Below are 16204 nucleotides of genomic sequence, written 5' to 3'. Positions count from 1 at the left end.
ACGATGAGCGCGGTACAGGCCTTCCTGCAGCATCTGCAGGTAGAGCGGCGGATGTCGGCGCATACGCTCGATGCCTACCGCCGTGACCTGGACGCGTTGTCGGTCTGGGCCGAGCCGCGCGGTGTTGCGGTGGACGCACTCGATGCCGAGGCGCTGCGCCAGTTCGTTGCCGACGAGCACCGCAGAGGCCTGTCAGCCAAGAGCCTGCAGCGCCGCTTGTCGGCCTGCCGCAGCTTCTATGCCTGGCTGCTCAAGCACGGGCGCATCGAGGTCAGTCCGGCGGCGACGCTGAAGGCGCCGCGTGCGCCGCGCCGGTTGCCGCAGGTGCTTGACGCCGACGAAGCCGTGCAGCTGGTCGAGCTGGAACCGGAAGGTGAACTCGGCCGCCGTGACCGCGCGCTGCTGGAATTGTTCTATTCCTCTGGCCTGCGCCTGAGCGAAGTCTGCGCGCTGACCTGGCGCGACCTGGATTTCGACAGCGGCCTGGTCAACGTGCTGGGCAAGGGCAACCGCCAGCGTCGCGTACCGTTCGGCCGGCCGGCACGCGAAGCGCTGCAGGCGTGGCGTGCGGAAAGTGGCGGCGGCCCGGCCTCGCCGGTGTTTCCCGGTCGCAACGGGCCGATCAGCCAGCGTGCGGTGCAGATCCGCATCCGCCAGCTGGCGCAGCGCCAGGGCCTGTTCAAGCACGTGCACCCGCACATGCTGCGGCACAGTTTCGCCAGCCACATCCTGGAATCGTCCGGCGACCTGCGCGGTGTGCAGGAACTGCTTGGCCATGCCGACATCGCCACCACCCAGATCTACACCCACCTCGATTTCCAGCACCTGGCCAAGGTCTACGACGCCGCGCATCCACGTGCGAAGCGCCGCGGCAAGGACGACAAGGCTGAATAGCGCGCCCTTGATCTGGATCAGGGCAGGGCGGGCGCTATCGGCGCATCGTGGCCGCAGGCCACGAGGACACCGCCACCATGGCGAAGCCCATACCGTTGCATCCCAAACACCCCGAGCGCATCTGCTGGGGCTGCGACCGCTACTGCGCGGCTGACGCCCTGGCCTGCGGCAATGGCTCCGGCCGCACCCAGCACCCGATCGAGACGCAGGGTGAAGACTGGTACCTCGCCTGGGGCATCGAGCCGAATCCGGACCGGCCGTCGCAGGCCAAGCGCTGAACGGCAGGCGTTCCACGTTCGGGCGGTGGGATCCGCGCGCATTGCGATGCGCTCGTCAGAAAGGCGCCCTCCTGTCGATGGGGCGCGGCCAAGCGCTGAACGGCAGCCATCCGCACAGGCTTGATCGCACCCGGCGCTGTCCCCATGTCCCGGGAACAGCTATCGGAGGCCGCATGGACCCCAGTCAGAATCCCAACGTTTTCCACGCCACCACCATCGTCTGCGTCCGTCGCGGCGAGCACGTGGCCATTGCCGGCGACGGCCAGGTCACGCTGGGCCACACCGTGATGAAGGGCAATGCGCGCAAGGTGCGCCGCCTTGGCCGTGACGGCCAGGTGCTGGCCGGCTTCGCCGGTGCCGCCGCCGATGCCTTCACCCTGTTCGAGCTGTTCGAGGCCAAGCTGGAAAAGCACGGCCAGCTGCAGCGCGCTGCGGTCGAACTGGCCAAGGATTGGCGCACCGAGCGCCGCCTCGGCAAGCTCGAGGCCCTGCTGGCAGTGGCCGACAAGGAAACCTCGCTGATCATCAGCGGCACCGGTGATGTGATCGAGCCGGAGGACGGCATCATCGCCATCGGTTCCGGTGGTTCCTATGCACTGTCGGCCGCGCGCACTGATGGCGCACACCGAACTGGATGCGCGCACCATTGCCAGCGAAGCGATCGGCATTGCCGGCGACATCTGCATCTACACCAACCGCAACGTGGTGGTCGAGGAGCTGTGAGGGTCGTGCCGGCCGCTGGCCGGCAACCTCATGATCCCCCGCACGCGTGCCTGGTTGCCGGCCAGTGGCCGGCACTACCGACAATGAATCCGTGAGCACATCCATGTCGAAGATCGAAGTTTCCTCCGCCACCATGACCCCGCGCGAGATCGTGCAGGAACTGGACCGGCATATCGTGGGCCAGCACGACGCCAAGCGCGCCGTGGCCATTGCCCTGCGCAACCGCTGGCGCCGCATGCAGCTGGTGCCCGAGCTGCGCAATGAAGTGATGCCGAAGAACATCCTGATGATCGGCCCGACCGGCGTCGGCAAGACCGAGATCGCGCGTCGACTGGCCACCCTGGCCAACGCGCCGTTCGTCAAGGTTGAAGCCACCCGCTTCACCGAAGTCGGCTACGTCGGCAAGGACGTCGAGCAGATCATCCGCGACCTGGCCGATACCGCGGTCAAGCTGTACCGCGAACAGGCCAAGGTGCGCGTGCGTACCCAGGCCGAGGAGCGCGCCGAAGACCGCATCCTCGATGCGCTGCTGCCGCGCCGCAGCGGTGGCATCGGTTTCGATCCGGAAGTCGCCCGCAACGAGCCGTCGGCGCAGGACAACGAGACCCGCATCAAGTTCCGCAAGATGCTGCGCAACGGTGAGCTGGACGAACGCGAGATCGAGCTCGACCTGGCTGCCAACGTCAGCATGGACATCATGACCCCGCCGGGCATGGAGGAAATGGGCCAGCAGCTGAAGTCGATGTTCGCCAACCTCGGCGGCGGCGCCAAGGCGCACAAGCGCACGCTGACCATCAAGGCCGCGCGTCCGCTGCTGATCGAGGAAGAAGCCGGCAAGCTGGTCAACGAGGACGACATCCGCACTGCCGCGATCGAGGCCTGCGAGCAGCACGGCATCGTCTTCATCGACGAGATCGACAAGGTCGCCAAGCGTGGTGACAACGTGGGTGGTGGCGACGTCTCGCGCGAAGGCGTGCAGCGCGACCTGCTGCCGCTGGTGGAAGGCTCCAACGTGTCCACCAAGTACGGCACGATCAAGACCGACCACATCCTGTTCATTGCTTCGGGTGCGTTCCACCTGGCCAAGCCCAGCGATCTGATTCCGGAGCTGCAGGGCCGCTTCCCGATCCGCGTGGAGCTGGGTGCGCTGAGCAAGGGTGATTTCGTGCGCATCCTGACCGAGCCGAAGGCCGCGCTGACCAAGCAGTACGAAGCGCTGCTGGCCACCGAAGGCGTCAAGGTCAGCTTCACTGCCGATGCCATTGATCGTCTGGCCGAGATCGCCTTCCAGGTGAACGAGCGCCAGGAGAACATCGGTGCCCGTCGACTGCACACCGTACTGGAGCGGCTGTTGGATTCGCTCAGCTACGAGGCACCGGACCGCGACGGTGAAACCCTCGCCATCGACAGCGCCTACGTCGATGCACACTTGGGCGAGCTGGTGCAGGACCCGGACCTGAGCCGCTACATCCTGTAATGCCCGACGCTGCAAAGCATGAGGCCGCCGAAAGGCGGCCTTCTGCGTTGGCGGTCAGCGCGAGTGCCGCGTGCGGTAGGCCTGCAGCACCTGGTCGATCACCGCGCTGGTGCGGGCGGCGCTGATGCCGTTCGATGGCGAGTGGCCGTTGCCGCGCAGCTCATCCACCAGAGTGGCGATCAACGGCTGCTGGATCGACGGCGGGTTCGGGATATCGAACGCCTGCACGCCGGCCTCGGTCTCCAGAACCACTTGAACATCCTCAAAGGTGGCAAAGCGCAGCTGTCCGCGATCGCCGGTGATTTCGATTTCATCCTGGCGGCGGAACGCGCAGAAGCTCCATTGCGCGATGCCGTGCGCCCCCGTGCCGGTGCGGAAGCACATCGAGACGCTGTCCTCGGCGACGTAGGCGCCGGTCAACGAGCTGGCCAGGCCACGCACATCGCTCAGCGGCCCCAGCAAATGGTCCAGCAGGTCCAGGGTATGCGAGCCCAGATCGACGAACAGCCCGCCGCCGGCGATCGCCGGATCGGTTCGCCAGAAGTCCGGCGATGCAGCGTTCGCCGAATGCGGCCGGTGCAAGGTGGCGCGCACGCTGCGCGGCGTGCCGATCGCGCCGCTGTCCAGCAGCTGCTTCACCTGCGCGAAGCGGGGCAGGGCGCGACGGTAGTAGGCCACGAACACCGGCACGCCGCTGCGCGCGCTGGCTTCAATGATGCGCTGGCACTCGCCGTGGTCCATGGCCATCGGCTTTTCGATGTAGACCGGCTTGCCCGCGGCAATCGCCTGCAATGCGTAGTGCATGTGCGTGGAGGGCGGCGTCGCAACATAGATCGCGTTCACTTCCGGGTCGGCGATGAGTGCATCGGCGTCCGCGTACCAGCGGGGAATCGCATGGCGCCGCGCATAATCCTCGGCCAACGCCGCATTGCGGCGCATGACCGCCGCCACCCGTGAGCCCGGCGTGTTGGCCAGAGCCGGCCCGCTCTTCTTCTCGGTGACGCTGCCGCAGCCGATGAAGCCCCACACCACGTTGTCCAGGATCATGGGTCCGTCCTCAGATGAGTGTCGCGGTGGCGGCAGCAGCTCTACTCACGCTTCGGGCAGCGGCTCGGGCACCGTCCCGGGCACGAACACGCCTTCTTTCACGTAGGCGGCCAGGGTCATGTCCAGCGCAAGCATGCCGTCGCGCTTGAGGTCCATCAGTTCCGGTTCGACCATCGCGCCATGCAGTACGCCCAGCACAGTGGCGTGCAGCATGCGCGAGGCGATCTTCGGGTCCGCGCCTTCGCGCAGCTGGCCCAGGTCCTGGGCCCGGCGCAGGGCGCGCTCCATCCGGTCCAGCGCATCGCGGAAGCCGGCCTGCTGCATTTCGGTCAGCACCTTGGTATCGGCCGAGGCGTCACTGCGCAGCATGATCTCCATGGTCTTGCGCAGGCGTTCGTCCTCGGACAGCTCGATGAACGAGTGGATCATCACTGCGCGCAGGTCGTGCACCGGTGTGTCGCGCTGGTCGGTGGAGGTGCGCTCCAGTTCCTGCATGAAGGGCAGGTGCACCCGTTCGACGATCGCGGCCAGCACCTCGCTCTTGTTCTTGAAGTGCCAGTACACCGCGCCACGGGTATAGCCGGCGCGGGCACCGATCATCTCCAGCGTGGTACGGGCCACGCCATGTTCATGGAAGCAGGCTTCGGCGGCGTCAAGGATGCCTTCCCGGGTTGCCTGGGTGTCCTCTTTGGTCTTGCGGGCCATGGGTGTGGGTACGAGTGCGGGTGAAACGTGGCTGAATTGTACCGGTTTACAAACAAACAAGCATGTATGTATATTTCGCACCCATCATTCCCGTCGTGTGCGTGGCAGGCCCGTCCGGCTCCCACTCCACCCGGGTGGGCGCTGTTCGCACGGTCTTCACCTTCGCTGGTGGAGGGTCCGCCGTATCAGCGCTGGCTGAGACCCTTTCCTTCAAGAGCCTTTCCGTCATGTTGCTGAGCCGAATCCGACCCTTTGCACTGTCGCTGGCAATCGCCGCGACCGTGGCTGCCTGCGGCGGCCAACCCCAGGCCCCCGAACAGGGCCCGGGTGACGTCACCGTGGTCACGCTGAAGTCCGAGACCGTGGGCCTGACCCGCGAGCTGCCGGGCCGTACCAACGCCTTCCTGGTCGCCGAAGTGCGTCCGCAGGTCAACGGCATCGTCGCCAAGCGCCTGTTCACCGAGGGCGGCATGGTCAAGGCTGGCGAGCCGCTGTACCAGATCGAGGACGCCAGCTACCGCGCACAGGCCAACAGTGCCCGTGCCCAGCTGGCGCGTGCCGAGGCCACCGCCAACGCCGCGCGCCTGAGCGCCAAGCGCATCACCGAGCTGGCCAAGGTCGATGCGGTCAGCCAGCAGGACCTGGAAAACGCGGTGGCCGCGCAGAAGCAGGCCGAGGCTGACGTCGGTGCCGCCAAGGCCGCGCTGGATGCGGCCAACGTCACTCTGGGCTACGCCCGCATCACCGCGCCGATCAGCGGCCGCATCGGCAAGTCCAGCGTCACCCAGGGTGCGCTGGTCAGCGCCGGCCAGGCCAATGCGCTGGCCACCGTGCAGCAGCTGGACCCGATCTATGTGGACCTGACCCAGTCCTCGGCCGAGCTGCTGCAGCTGCGCCGCGAGCTGGCCGCGGGCCGCCTGCAGGACAACCAGACGCTGCCGGTCAGCATCCTGATGGAAGACGGCAGCACCTTCGAGCACAAGGGCACGCTGGAGTTCTCCGAAGTCAGCGTCGACCCGGCCACTGGCAGCTTCGGCCTGCGCGTGAAGGTGGACAATCCGGACGGCCTGCTGATGCCGGGCACGTACGTGCGCGCGGTGATCGGTGGCGGCGTGCGCAGCGATGCGGTGCTGGTACCGATGCAGGGCATCGCCCGCGATCCGAAGGGCGACACCACCGCCATGGTGGTCGGCAAGGACAACAAGGTCGAAGTGCGCCCGGTCAAGGTCAGCCGTACGGTCGGCGACAAGTGGCTGGTCGAGGACGGTCTGAAGGCCGGCGACAAGGTCATTGTCGAAGGCCTGCAGAAGATCGGCCCCGGCATGCCGGTCAAGGCCACCGAGAAGGGCGCTGCTCCGGCCAAGCCGGCAGCGGCCGCCCAGCCTGCCGCCCCGGCCGGCGACGCGAAGTAAGCGGAGAACCCCATGGCACGCTTTTTCATCGATCGACCCATCTTCGCGTGGGTGATCGCCATCATCATCATGCTCGCCGGCGGCCTGGCCCTGTTCAAGCTGCCGGTCTCGATGTACCCCAACGTCGCACCGCCGGCGGTGGAAATCAGCGCCACCTACCCGGGTGCATCGGCCAAGGTGGTCGAGGACTCGGTGACGCAGATCATCGAGCAGAACATGAAGGGCCTTGATGGCCTGATCTATTTCTCCTCCAACAGCTCGTCCAACGGCCAGGCCACCATCACCCTGACCTTCGAGAGCGGCACCAACCCGGACATCGCCCAGGTGCAGGTGCAGAACAAGCTGCAGCTGGCCATGCCGCTGCTGCCGCAGGAAGTGCAGCGGCAGGGCATCAACGTGGCCAAGTCCAGCTCGGGCTTCCTGAACGTCATCGCGTTCGTGTCCGAGAACGGCAGCATGGACGCCAACGACATCGCCGACTACGTCGGTTCCAATGTCGTCGACCGTCTGAGCCGCGTGCCGGGCGTGGGCAACATCCAGGTGTTCGGTGGCAAGTACGCCATGCGTATCTGGCTGGACCCGAACAAGCTGCATACCTATGGCCTGTCCGTTGCGGAAGTGACCGCAGCAGTCAAGGCACAGAACGCCCAGGTGGCCATCGGCCAGCTCGGCGGCGCGCCGTCGATCAAGGGCCAGCAGCTCAACGCCACCATCAATGCGCAGTCGCGCCTGCAGACCCCGGAACAGTTCCGCAACATCATCGTGCGCGGCGCGCAGGACGGTGCCGAACTGCGCCTGGGCGATGTCGCCCGTGTCGAACTGGGTGCAGAGTCCTACGACTTCGTCACCCGCTACAACGGCCAGCCGGCCAGCGGCCTGGCGGTCACCCTGGCCACCGGCGCCAACGCGCTGGATACCGCGGCCGGCGTGGATGCCGCGCTGCAGGACATGAAGAGCTTCTTCCCGGCCGGCCTGAAGGCCGAGATCCCGTACGACACCACCCCGTTCGTGCGCGTGTCGATCAAGGGCGTGGTGCAGACCCTGATCGAAGCGATCGTGCTGGTGTTCGTGGTGATGTACCTGTTCCTGCAGAACTTCCGCGCCACCCTGATCCCGACCATCGCCGTGCCGGTGGTGCTGCTGGGTACCTTCGGCGTGCTGGCCATGCTCGGCTTCTCGGTGAACATGCTGACCATGTTCGCGATGGTGCTGGCGATCGGCCTGCTGGTGGACGATGCCATCGTGGTGGTGGAGAACGTCGAGCGCATCATGTCCGAGGAAGGACTGTCGCCGCTCGAGGCGACCCGCAAGTCGATGGGCCAGATCACCGGCGCGCTGGTGGGCATCGGCCTGGTGCTGTCGGCGGTGTTCGTGCCGATGGCCTTCATGAGTGGCTCCACCGGCGTGATCTACCGCCAGTTCTCGGCCACGATCGTCTCGGCGATGGCATTGTCGGTGCTGGTCGCGATCGTGCTGACCCCGGCGCTGTGCGCGACCATGCTCAAGCCGCTGAAGAAGGGTGAGCACCACGTCGCCCACCGCGGCCTGGCCGGTCGCTTCTTCAATGGCTTCAACCGTGGATTCGACCGCACCAGCGAAAGCTACCAGCGTGGCGTGCGCGGCATCATCCATCGCCCGTGGCGCTTCATGGGCATCGTGGCGGCGCTGTTCGTGCTGATGGGCGTGTTGTTCGTGCGCCTGCCCAGCTCATTCCTGCCCAACGAAGACCAGGGCGTGTTGATGGCGCTGGTGCAGGCCCCGGTGGGTGCCACCCAGGAACGTACGCTGGAATCGATCGCGGCACTGGAAAACCACTTCCTGCAGAACGAGAAGGATGCGGTGGACTCGGTGTTCTCGGTGCAGGGCTTCAGCTTCGCCGGCATGGGCCAGAACGCCGGCATGGCATTCGTCAAGCTGAAGGACTGGAGCGAGCGTGACGCCGACAATGGCGTGATGCCGATCACCGGTCGCGCGATGGCGGCACTGGGCCAGATCAAGGATGCCTTCATCTTCGCCTTCCCGCCGCCGGCCATTCCGGAACTGGGTACCGCGTCGGGCTACACCTTCTTCCTGAAGGACAACAGCGGCCAGGGCCACGAGGCACTGGTGGCCGCGCGCAACCAGCTGCTGGGCCTCGCCGCCGGCAGCAAGAAGCTGGCCAACGTGCGCCCGAACGGCCAGGAAGACACGCCGCAGTTCCGCATCGACATCGATGCAGCCAAGGCGACCTCGCTGGGGCTGTCGATCGACCAGATCAACGGTACCTTGGCCGCCGCATGGGGCAGCTCGTACATCGACGACTTCGTCGATCGTGGCCGCGTCAAGCGTGTGTTCGTGCAGGCCGACCAGCCGTTCCGCATGGTGCCGGAGGACTTCGATCTGTGGTCCGTGAAGAACGACAAGGGCGAGATGGTGCCGTTCAGCGCGTTCGCCACCAAGCACTGGGACTACGGTTCGCCGCGTCTTGAGCGCTACAACGGTGTGTCGGCCATGGAAATCCAGGGCGAACCGGCCCCGGGTGTCGCGTCCGGTGATGCCATGGCCGAGATCGAACAGCTGGCCAAGCAGCTGCCGGCGGGCTTCGGCATCGAGTGGACGGCGATGTCCTACCAGGAACGCCAGGCCGGCTCGCAGACGCCGCTGCTGTACACGCTGTCGCTGATGATCGTGTTCCTGTGCCTGGCCGCGATGTATGAAAGCTGGAGCGTGCCGACCGCGGTGCTGCTGGCGGCCCCGCTGGGTATCCTCGGCGCGGTGCTGGCCAATACCTTCAAGGGCCTGGAACGCGACATCTACTTCCAGGTGGCGATGCTGACCACGGTGGGCCTGACCAGCAAGAACGCGATCCTGATCGTCGAGTTCGCCAAGGAAAACCTGGAGAAGGGGGCCAGCCTGATCGAGTCGATCATGCACGCCGTGCGCGACCGCTTGCGCCCGATCGTGATGACCTCGCTGGCCTTCGGCATGGGCGTGGTGCCGCTGGCAATCTCCACCGGTGCCGGCTCCGGTGCCAAGCAGGCGATCGGCACCGGCGTGCTTGGCGGCATGATCGTCGGCACCGTGCTCGGCGTGTTCTTCGTGCCGCTGTTCTTCGTGGTGGTGCAGCGCGTGTTCAAGCGCAAATCCTCCACGTAAGCGAAACGGTAGTGCCGGCCGCTGGCCGGCACCTACTGCCCGCGTGATGTGAATCCAACGAGGTTGCCGGCCAGCGGCCGGCACTACCTCCTGCCATCCGGCAGTACCGATGGAAGTCATTCCCATGAAAAGTGCATCCCTGTTTCTTTCCATTGCCGCCGCGCTCGCGCTCGCCGGCTGCTCCACCCTGGTGCCGAAGAACACCGCCGTTGCTCCGGCCATTCCGGCGCAGTGGCCGGCCGAGGCCGCGCAGGGCGAGGTGGCCGATGTTGCCGCCGTCGGCTGGCGCGACTTCTTCACCGATGCGCGCCTGCAGCAGGTGATCGACCAGTCGCTGCAGAACAACCGCGACCTGCGCGTGGCCGTACTCAACGTTGAACGCGCGCGCGGCCAGTACCGCGTACAGCGCGCCGACCGTGTGCCCGGCGTGGCCGTCACCGGTCAGATGGACCGCCGTGGTACCGACGCCGGTGTCACCGAGCAGTTCACCGCCGGTGTTGGCGTAGCCGAGTTCGAGCTGGATCTGTTCGGCCGCGTGCGCAATCTCAGTGAAGCGGCGCTGCAGCAGTACTTCGCCGTGGCCGCCAACCGCCGCAACGCGCAGCTGAGCCTGGTGGCCGAGACCGCCACGGCGTGGCTGACCTACGGGGCGGACGCGCAGCGGCTGAAGATCGCCGATGCCACGCTGAAGACCTACGAGGATTCGCTGCGGCTGGCCGAGGCCCGCCACGAGCGTGGTGGCAGTTCGGCGCTGGAGCTGACCCAGACCCGTACCCTGGTCGAGACCGCACGTACGGATGCTGCACGCCTGCGTGGCCAGCTGGCCCAGGACCGCAATGCGCTGGCGCTGCTGGCCGGTGGCCAGTTGGATCCGGCACTGCTGCCGGACAGCATCGAACCGCAGCTGCTGGCACTGGCACCGCCGCCGGCCGGCCTGCCCAGCGACGTGTTGCTGCAGCGCCCGGACATCATGGCCGCCGAACACCAGCTGCTGGCGGCCAACGCCAACATCGGTGCGGCACGCGCGGCGTTCTTCCCGAGCATCTCGCTGACCGGCAGCATCGGTAGTGGTTCGAGCGAATTGTCCAACCTGTTCGACAGTGGCACCCGCGTGTGGAGCTTCCTGCCGAAGATCACGCTGCCGATCTTCCAGGGCGGCAAGCTGCGCGCCAATCTGGCCATCGCCAATGCCGATCGTGACATTGCGCTGGCGCAGTACGAGAAGTCGATCCAGGTGGGCTTCCGCGAAACCGCCGATGCGCTGGCGTTGAACGTCAGCCTGGATGAGCAGGTGAGTTCACAGCAGCGCCTGGTGGAAGCGGCCGAACAGGCCAACCGCCTGTCGCAGGCACGCTACGACGCTGGCCTGGACAGCTTCGTGACCCTGCTTGATGCGCGGCGTACCGCCTACAACGCGCAGCAGACCCAGCTGCAGGCGCAGCTGGCCCAGCAGGCCAACCGCATCACCCTGTACAAGGTGCTGGGCGGCGGCTGGCACGAGCGCGGGTAAGCAGTGCTTCTGGTAGGTGCCAACCTTGGTTGGCACGGATGCGTCAGCGCAGGCGGCTGGCCCTGTGCCAACCAAGGTTGGCACCTACCTGGAGATCGAGGGTAATGCCGGCCGCGGGCCGGCATTGTCATTCCAGAGCGTGTGCGCTACACCGCTTCATCGTCGCGCCGCGCTGCATGGCAGGCGCGCACACGCGCCAGCGCGTCGCCGGCTTCGCGGGCCATCTGCTCGTACTCACGGCGGATTTCTTCCAGCCGCTCCTCGTCCAGTTCTTCCAGATCCAACAGTTCGTTGTTGGCTTCGGCCGTCGCGCGGATCAGCTCGTCCAGCTTGATCTGCATCGCGGCGGTATCTGCGTTCTGCGTGTGCTGGATCAGGAACACCATCAGGAAGGTGATGATGGTGGTGCCGGTGTTGATCACCAGCTGCCAGGTGTCGTTGAAACCGAACACCGGACCGCTGATGCCCCAGATCACCACGATCGCTACCGCAGCCAGGAAGGTCCACGGCGAACCGGTGGCGGCCGCGGCCTTCTTGGCGATCGTATTGAACAGATTGCGTGCTTTCATCGTCGTCGTCCCACTCAGGTGACGAGGATGATCGGCAGTAGCTCGTGCAGGGGCCGTGCAGCCGCCGCGAGGCAGCTCAGGCGCGCAGGCGCGGGGCGTCCTGCAGGCGCACCGGGCTGGTCTGGTAGACGTGCTGCCAGCAACGGTCGACGAATTCGCGGGCCTGGGCTTCGCTCAGGCGCGGCATGATCTGCAGGGCGTACTGGGTCTGGAACATCTCGTCGCGCTGCGCATTGCTGGCGCGCGGCTGGGTGATCAGCGAATCACAGGCGAACTTGATCCACGGCACGTAGGAGCCGAACGAGTTGTGCGGTAGTGCGCCGTCGGCATGCTGGCGACGCCAGTGGTCAAGCTCGGCGTCAACGTTGATGACCGGGGGAATGGTGGGGACTTCAGCGTGCATGACAATCCAGTTCGGTTGAGTGGAAAGGGAGTGGGGGTTCATCCGAGTGTGGCCGATGAGGCAGTGGATGCCGCGTCAGCGAGATGTGGAGCCGGCGTTGCGATTGCCTATCAACTGCGCATGCTCGACCGCGCCGAGGTCTTCGGCGATGTTGGCCATCGCATTGCACAGGCGCTCATGGTCGAGCGGATGGCCACGCACCAGTTCCAGCTGCAGGCCCTGGTAGGCGGTCCAGAACAGCGCGCCGCGCTGGTGCAGCGCGTACTGCTGCTGCAGGCGCTCGCGGATGGCATCAAGCATCGGGTCGGGCGTGGGGCGGACGGCGTGCGCGCACATGGCTGGCTCCGCCGGGGAAGGAAGGTCCCGGTAGCCCCACCCTAGGCGCGGCAGCCGGGTAGGGTGTTACCGCAGCGTGTGCGCGTTGCGCAGCTGACTGTGCGCGGGTTCACGGCAATGGCCGCAAACGCTGCCGGCACTAGGGCGTGCCGGCACTGAAGCGTTCATTAAGCGGGTTCAACAGGACACTGCGTGGTGTTCATTCACCGATGTCTTCGTTCCAGATCTCCGGGTGTTGCGCAATGAAGCCGCCCAGCAGGTCCACGCATTCCTGGCTGTCCAGGTCGATCACGTTGACGCCGTTTTCCCGTAGCCAGTCGATGCCGCCCTGGAAGGTGCGCGATTCGCCCACCACCACGGTGCCGATGTTGAACTGGCGCACCAGGCCCGAGCAGTACCAGCAAGGCGCCAGCGTGGTGACCATGATGGTGTCCTGGTAGCGGCGCTGGCGGCCGGCCTTGCGGAACGCATCGGTTTCGCCGTGCACCGACGGGTCGCCTTCCTGCACGCGGCGGTTGTGGCCGCAGCCGAGCAGGCGGCCGTCGTTGTGGTACAGCGCCGCGCCGATCGGCACGCCGCCTTCGGCCAGGCCCTGGCGGGCTTCGGCGATGGCGGTCTGCAGCAGGGCCTGGTAGTCGGGCGTGGTGATCATGCGGGGCTCCGGTAAGTCGTGGCCCGCCATGATACGGGCAGGGGGTGCCGCTGGCCCCCGGCGGTGCGATAATCGGGGCCATGAGCGAATCCCCCTACAAAGCCGGTACCACCCATTTCGGGTTCCGCGACGTCGCCGCCAAGGACAAGCAGAAGCTGGTCGGCCAGGTGTTCACCTCGGTCGCGCGCAACTACGACCTGATGAACGACCTGATGAGCCTGGGTGTGCACCGGGCGTGGAAGCGCTACTACGTGGCGACCGCGCAGGTGAAGCCGGGCGACCGTGTGCTCGACCTGGCCGGCGGGACCGGCGATATCGCCGCCCTGCTGAAGGAGCGCGTCGGCGCCGAGGGCTCGGTGGTGCTGGGCGACATCAACGCCGGCATGCTGTCGGTCGGTCGTGACCGTCTGACCAACCGCGGCCTGGTGCTCGGCCTGGACTACGTGCAGTGCAACGCCGAGGCCCTGCCGTTCCCGGACAACAGCTTCGACCTGGTGACCATTGCCTTCGGCCTGCGCAACGTGACCGACAAGGACGCTGGCCTGCGCGAGATGTACCGCGTGCTGAAGGTGGGTGGCCAGGCCCGCGTGCTGGAATTCTCCGAAGTCACCGCCGACTGGTTCAAGCCGATCTACGACTTCCACTCGTTCAAGATCCTGCCCAAGCTGGGCAAGCTGTTCGCCAACGATTCGGACAGCTACCAGTACCTGGCCGAGAGCATCCGCAAGCATCCGCCGCAGGACGAACTGAAGGCGATGATGGGGCAGGCCGGCTTCGAGCGCTGCCACTACAAGAACCTGACCGGCGGCATCGTTTCGATCCACTCCGGCTACAAGCTGTAAGCGCTGGACGGGGAAACCCCGGTATCTGCTCTGGTAGGTGCCAACCTTGGTTGGCACAGCGCAGGCCGCGAGCGATGAAAGATCCGTGCCAACCAAGGTTGGCACCTACCTGTAGAAGCCAACCTTGGTTGGCATGCGCCGGAGGTGCAGGATCGGCCCCGGCCGCCATTACCCCGCACCGCGCAACGCCTGCGGAGCCGGAGGGAGTTACCATTGGGGGTCTGATCCCCGTAACGGTCCCGATTCATGCGTAATCCGCTGATGCTCCTTCCGCTGGCCGTGGCCCTGGCCGCCGGCTGCTCCCAGGAGGCGGCCGCGCCCGCCGCCGTCCCGACTGCCGAAAAGGCCCCCGCCGCCCCCGTGAACGCCGAGAACCGCAGCCACGACGAAAGCTCGTACGCCGAGCCGGACAAGGTCGTCATCAAGGACATCGCGCTGGATCTGAAGCTGGATTTCGACCAGAAGCAGATCGGCGGCACCGCCACCTACACCCTGGAATGGAAGCAGAAGGATGCCAAGCAGCTGGTGCTCGACACCCGCGAGCTGACCGTGTCCAAGGTCGAGGCCGTCGCTGCCGATGGGCGCGCAGCCCGTTGAAGTTCGAGCTGGCCGCCGCTGACAAGGTGTTCGGCAGCAAGCTGACCATCGAAGCCCCGGAACAGCCGGCCAAGGTGGAAGTGACCTACCACACCGCACCGACCGCCTCGGGCCTGCAGTGGCTGGCGCCGTCGATGACCGAGGGCAAGAAGCTGCCCTTCATGTTCAGCCAGTCGCAGGCCATCCACGCCCGTTCCTGGGTGCCGCTGCAGGACACCCCGAGCGTGCGCTTCACCTACAGCGCGCACGTGGTCTCGCGCCCGGACGTGATGGTGCTGATGAGCGCCGACAACGACCCGAAGGCGGCGCGTGACGGTGACTACACCTTCAAGATGCCGCAGCCGATTCCGTCGTACCTGCTGGCCATCGCCGCCGGCGACCTGGTGTTCGAGCCGATCTCCGGCCGCTCCGGCGTCTGGGCCGAGCCGACCATGGTCAACAAGGCCGCCAAGGAATTCGAAGACACCGAGAAGATGATCGGTGCCGCCGAGAAGCTGTACGGCGAATACCGCTGGGGCCGCTACGACATGCTGGTGCTGCCGCCGTCGTTCCCGTTCGGTGGCATGGAGAACCCGCGCCTGACCTTCGCCACCCCGACCGTGATCGTCGGTGACAAGTCGCTGGTCTCGCTGGTCGCCCACGAACTGGCGCACAGCTGGTCGGGCAACCTGGTGACCAACGCCAGCTGGAAGGACATCTGGCTCAATGAAGGCTTCACCACCTACGTCCAGGGCCGCATCACCGAAGCTCTGTACGGCAAGGAAATGGCCGAGATGGAGAAGCAGATCGACCAGACCGACCTGCTGGCCGAAGTGAAGGACATGAGCCCGGCCGACCAGGCGCTGGCGCTGCCGCCGCTGAACGAGCGTGACCCCGACGAAGCCCTGAGCCAGGTCGCCTACGTCAAGGGTTCGTGGTTCCTGGAATTCCTGGAGCAGCGCTTCGGCCGGGAAACCTTCGATCCGTTCCTGCGTGGCTGGTTCGATGACCACGCCTTCCAGAGCGCGAACACCGACCAGTTCGTCGCGTACATGAAGAAGAACCTGCTGCCGAAGAATCCGTCGGCCGTGACCGAGGCCGAACTGACGGCGTGGCTGGACGAGCCGGGCATCCCGGCGTTCGCGGCCAAGGCGCAGTCGCGCAACTTCAGCAGCGTCGATACCGCGCGCATCGCGTTTGCCAGCGCCGGCACCGTGCCGAGCAGCCAGGTCATCGCCGACTGGAGCACGCAGGAATGGGTGCGCTTCATCGACGGCCTGGGCGCGACCCAGCCGCTGGACAAGCTGGCCACGCTGGACAAGGCGTTCCACTTCACCGGCACCCCGAATGGCGAGATCGCCATGCGCTGGTACCCGCTGGCAATCCGCAGCGGCTACGAGCAGGCCAATGAAGGCGCGGCCGCCTTTATCGAGCGCGTCGGCCGTCGCAAGCTGATCCTGCCGATCTACGCCGAACTGGTGAAGACGCCGAAGGGGCTGGAGCTGGCCAAGCAGGCCTTCGAAAAGGCCAAGCCGGGCTACCACCCGATCACCACCGCCTCGGTCCAGGACATGCTGGCCAAGGCCGAAGCCAAGTAAGAAAACGCGCCGGGCATCCCCCGGCGCTTTTTTTGTAGAGTCGAGAT

The 16204-nt window shown here is 66.3% G+C and carries 13 protein-coding genes and 2 pseudogenes; 9 read left to right on the top strand and 6 right to left on the bottom strand.

Annotated features, from left to right (window positions below):
• The first annotated feature begins 3 nt into the window (after nt 1-3).
• The 4 genes and pseudogenes from xerC to hslU all read left to right on the top strand — a co-directional run bounded on the left by xerC (nt 4) and on the right by hslU (nt 3372).
• Nucleotides 4-894, top strand: a complete 891-nt coding sequence (gene xerC, locus ACZK2V_RS19905) for a tyrosine recombinase XerC (RefSeq protein WP_107433297.1) — start codon at nt 4-6, stop codon at nt 892-894.
• 77 nt (nt 895-971) lie between these two features.
• Complete coding sequence (locus tag ACZK2V_RS19900) at nt 972-1172, top strand: DUF3079 domain-containing protein (RefSeq protein WP_032129030.1); 201 nt, start codon at nt 972-974, stop codon at nt 1170-1172.
• A gap of 173 nt (nt 1173-1345) precedes the next feature.
• Nucleotides 1346-1895: pseudogene (hslV, locus tag ACZK2V_RS19895) on the top strand (ATP-dependent protease subunit HslV).
• 103 nt (nt 1896-1998) lie between these two features.
• On the top strand, nt 1999-3372 hold the full coding sequence (hslU, locus tag ACZK2V_RS19890) for an ATP-dependent protease ATPase subunit HslU (protein ID WP_014038532.1): 1374 nt from the start codon (nt 1999-2001) through the stop codon (nt 3370-3372).
• A 54-nt stretch (nt 3373-3426) separates the two neighbouring features.
• Here hslU and ACZK2V_RS19885 read toward each other — a convergent pair whose 3' ends face one another.
• Nucleotides 3427-4419 carry a Gfo/Idh/MocA family protein gene (locus ACZK2V_RS19885; RefSeq protein WP_071229052.1) on the bottom strand — a complete coding sequence of 331 codons (993 nt, stop codon included), beginning with the start codon at nt 4417-4419 and terminating at the stop codon, nt 3427-3429.
• Nucleotides 4420-4464: 45 nt separating this feature from the next.
• Nucleotides 4465-5124: an efflux transporter SmeDEF transcriptional repressor SmeT gene (gene smeT, locus ACZK2V_RS19880; RefSeq protein WP_107433300.1), complete on the bottom strand. Its 660-nt coding sequence runs from the start codon at nt 5122-5124 to the stop codon at nt 4465-4467.
• Between the two features lie 227 nt (nt 5125-5351).
• Here smeT and smeD point away from each other — a divergent pair, with 227 nt between their 5' ends.
• The 3 genes from smeD (at nt 5352) to smeF (ending at nt 11181) form a co-directional block, all read left to right on the top strand.
• Complete coding sequence (gene smeD, locus ACZK2V_RS19875) at nt 5352-6536, top strand: multidrug efflux RND transporter periplasmic adaptor subunit SmeD (RefSeq protein WP_071229051.1); 1185 nt, start codon at nt 5352-5354, stop codon at nt 6534-6536.
• Between the two features lie 12 nt (nt 6537-6548).
• Complete coding sequence (gene smeE, locus ACZK2V_RS19870; protein WP_486322716.1) at nt 6549-9671, top strand: multidrug efflux RND transporter permease subunit SmeE; 3123 nt, start codon at nt 6549-6551, stop codon at nt 9669-9671.
• A gap of 109 nt (nt 9672-9780) precedes the next feature.
• Nucleotides 9781-11181: a multidrug efflux RND transporter outer membrane subunit SmeF gene (gene smeF / locus ACZK2V_RS19865; protein WP_125893439.1), complete on the top strand. Its 1401-nt coding sequence runs from the start codon at nt 9781-9783 to the stop codon at nt 11179-11181.
• Between the two features lie 146 nt (nt 11182-11327).
• On the opposite strand, the gene ACZK2V_RS19860 is transcribed toward smeF, so the two are convergent.
• The 4 genes from ACZK2V_RS19860 to ACZK2V_RS19845 form a co-directional block, all read right to left on the bottom strand.
• The gene (locus ACZK2V_RS19860) at nt 11328-11750 is read right to left on the bottom strand and encodes a low affinity iron permease family protein (RefSeq protein ID WP_032129005.1); all 423 of its coding nucleotides are present in this window, start codon (nt 11748-11750) and stop codon (nt 11328-11330) included.
• 76 nt (nt 11751-11826) lie between these two features.
• Nucleotides 11827-12153, bottom strand: a complete 327-nt coding sequence (locus ACZK2V_RS19855; RefSeq protein WP_014038526.1) for a hypothetical protein — start codon at nt 12151-12153, stop codon at nt 11827-11829.
• A 75-nt stretch (nt 12154-12228) separates the two neighbouring features.
• Entirely contained in the window at nt 12229-12489 is a 261-nt protein-coding gene (locus ACZK2V_RS19850; RefSeq protein WP_049421388.1) for a hypothetical protein, read from the bottom strand.
• Between the two features lie 199 nt (nt 12490-12688).
• Nucleotides 12689-13141, bottom strand: a complete 453-nt coding sequence (locus ACZK2V_RS19845) for a nucleoside deaminase (protein WP_005411083.1) — start codon at nt 13139-13141, stop codon at nt 12689-12691.
• Between the two features lie 80 nt (nt 13142-13221).
• Here ACZK2V_RS19845 and ubiE point away from each other — a divergent pair, with 80 nt between their 5' ends.
• Both ubiE and ACZK2V_RS19835 read left to right on the top strand, forming a co-directional pair.
• On the top strand, nt 13222-13983 hold the full coding sequence (ubiE, locus tag ACZK2V_RS19840; RefSeq protein WP_005411082.1) for a bifunctional demethylmenaquinone methyltransferase/2-methoxy-6-polyprenyl-1,4-benzoquinol methylase UbiE: 762 nt from the start codon (nt 13222-13224) through the stop codon (nt 13981-13983).
• A 246-nt stretch (nt 13984-14229) separates the two neighbouring features.
• Nucleotides 14230-16157: pseudogene (locus tag ACZK2V_RS19835) on the top strand (M1 family metallopeptidase).
• Nucleotides 16158-16204: the final 47 nt, after the last annotated feature.

This window comes from Stenotrophomonas sp. 93052_Sma (assembly GCF_056481145.1).
The sequence above is the reverse complement of the archived record's forward strand: the minus strand, read 5'-3'. Positions and strand labels throughout refer to the sequence as shown.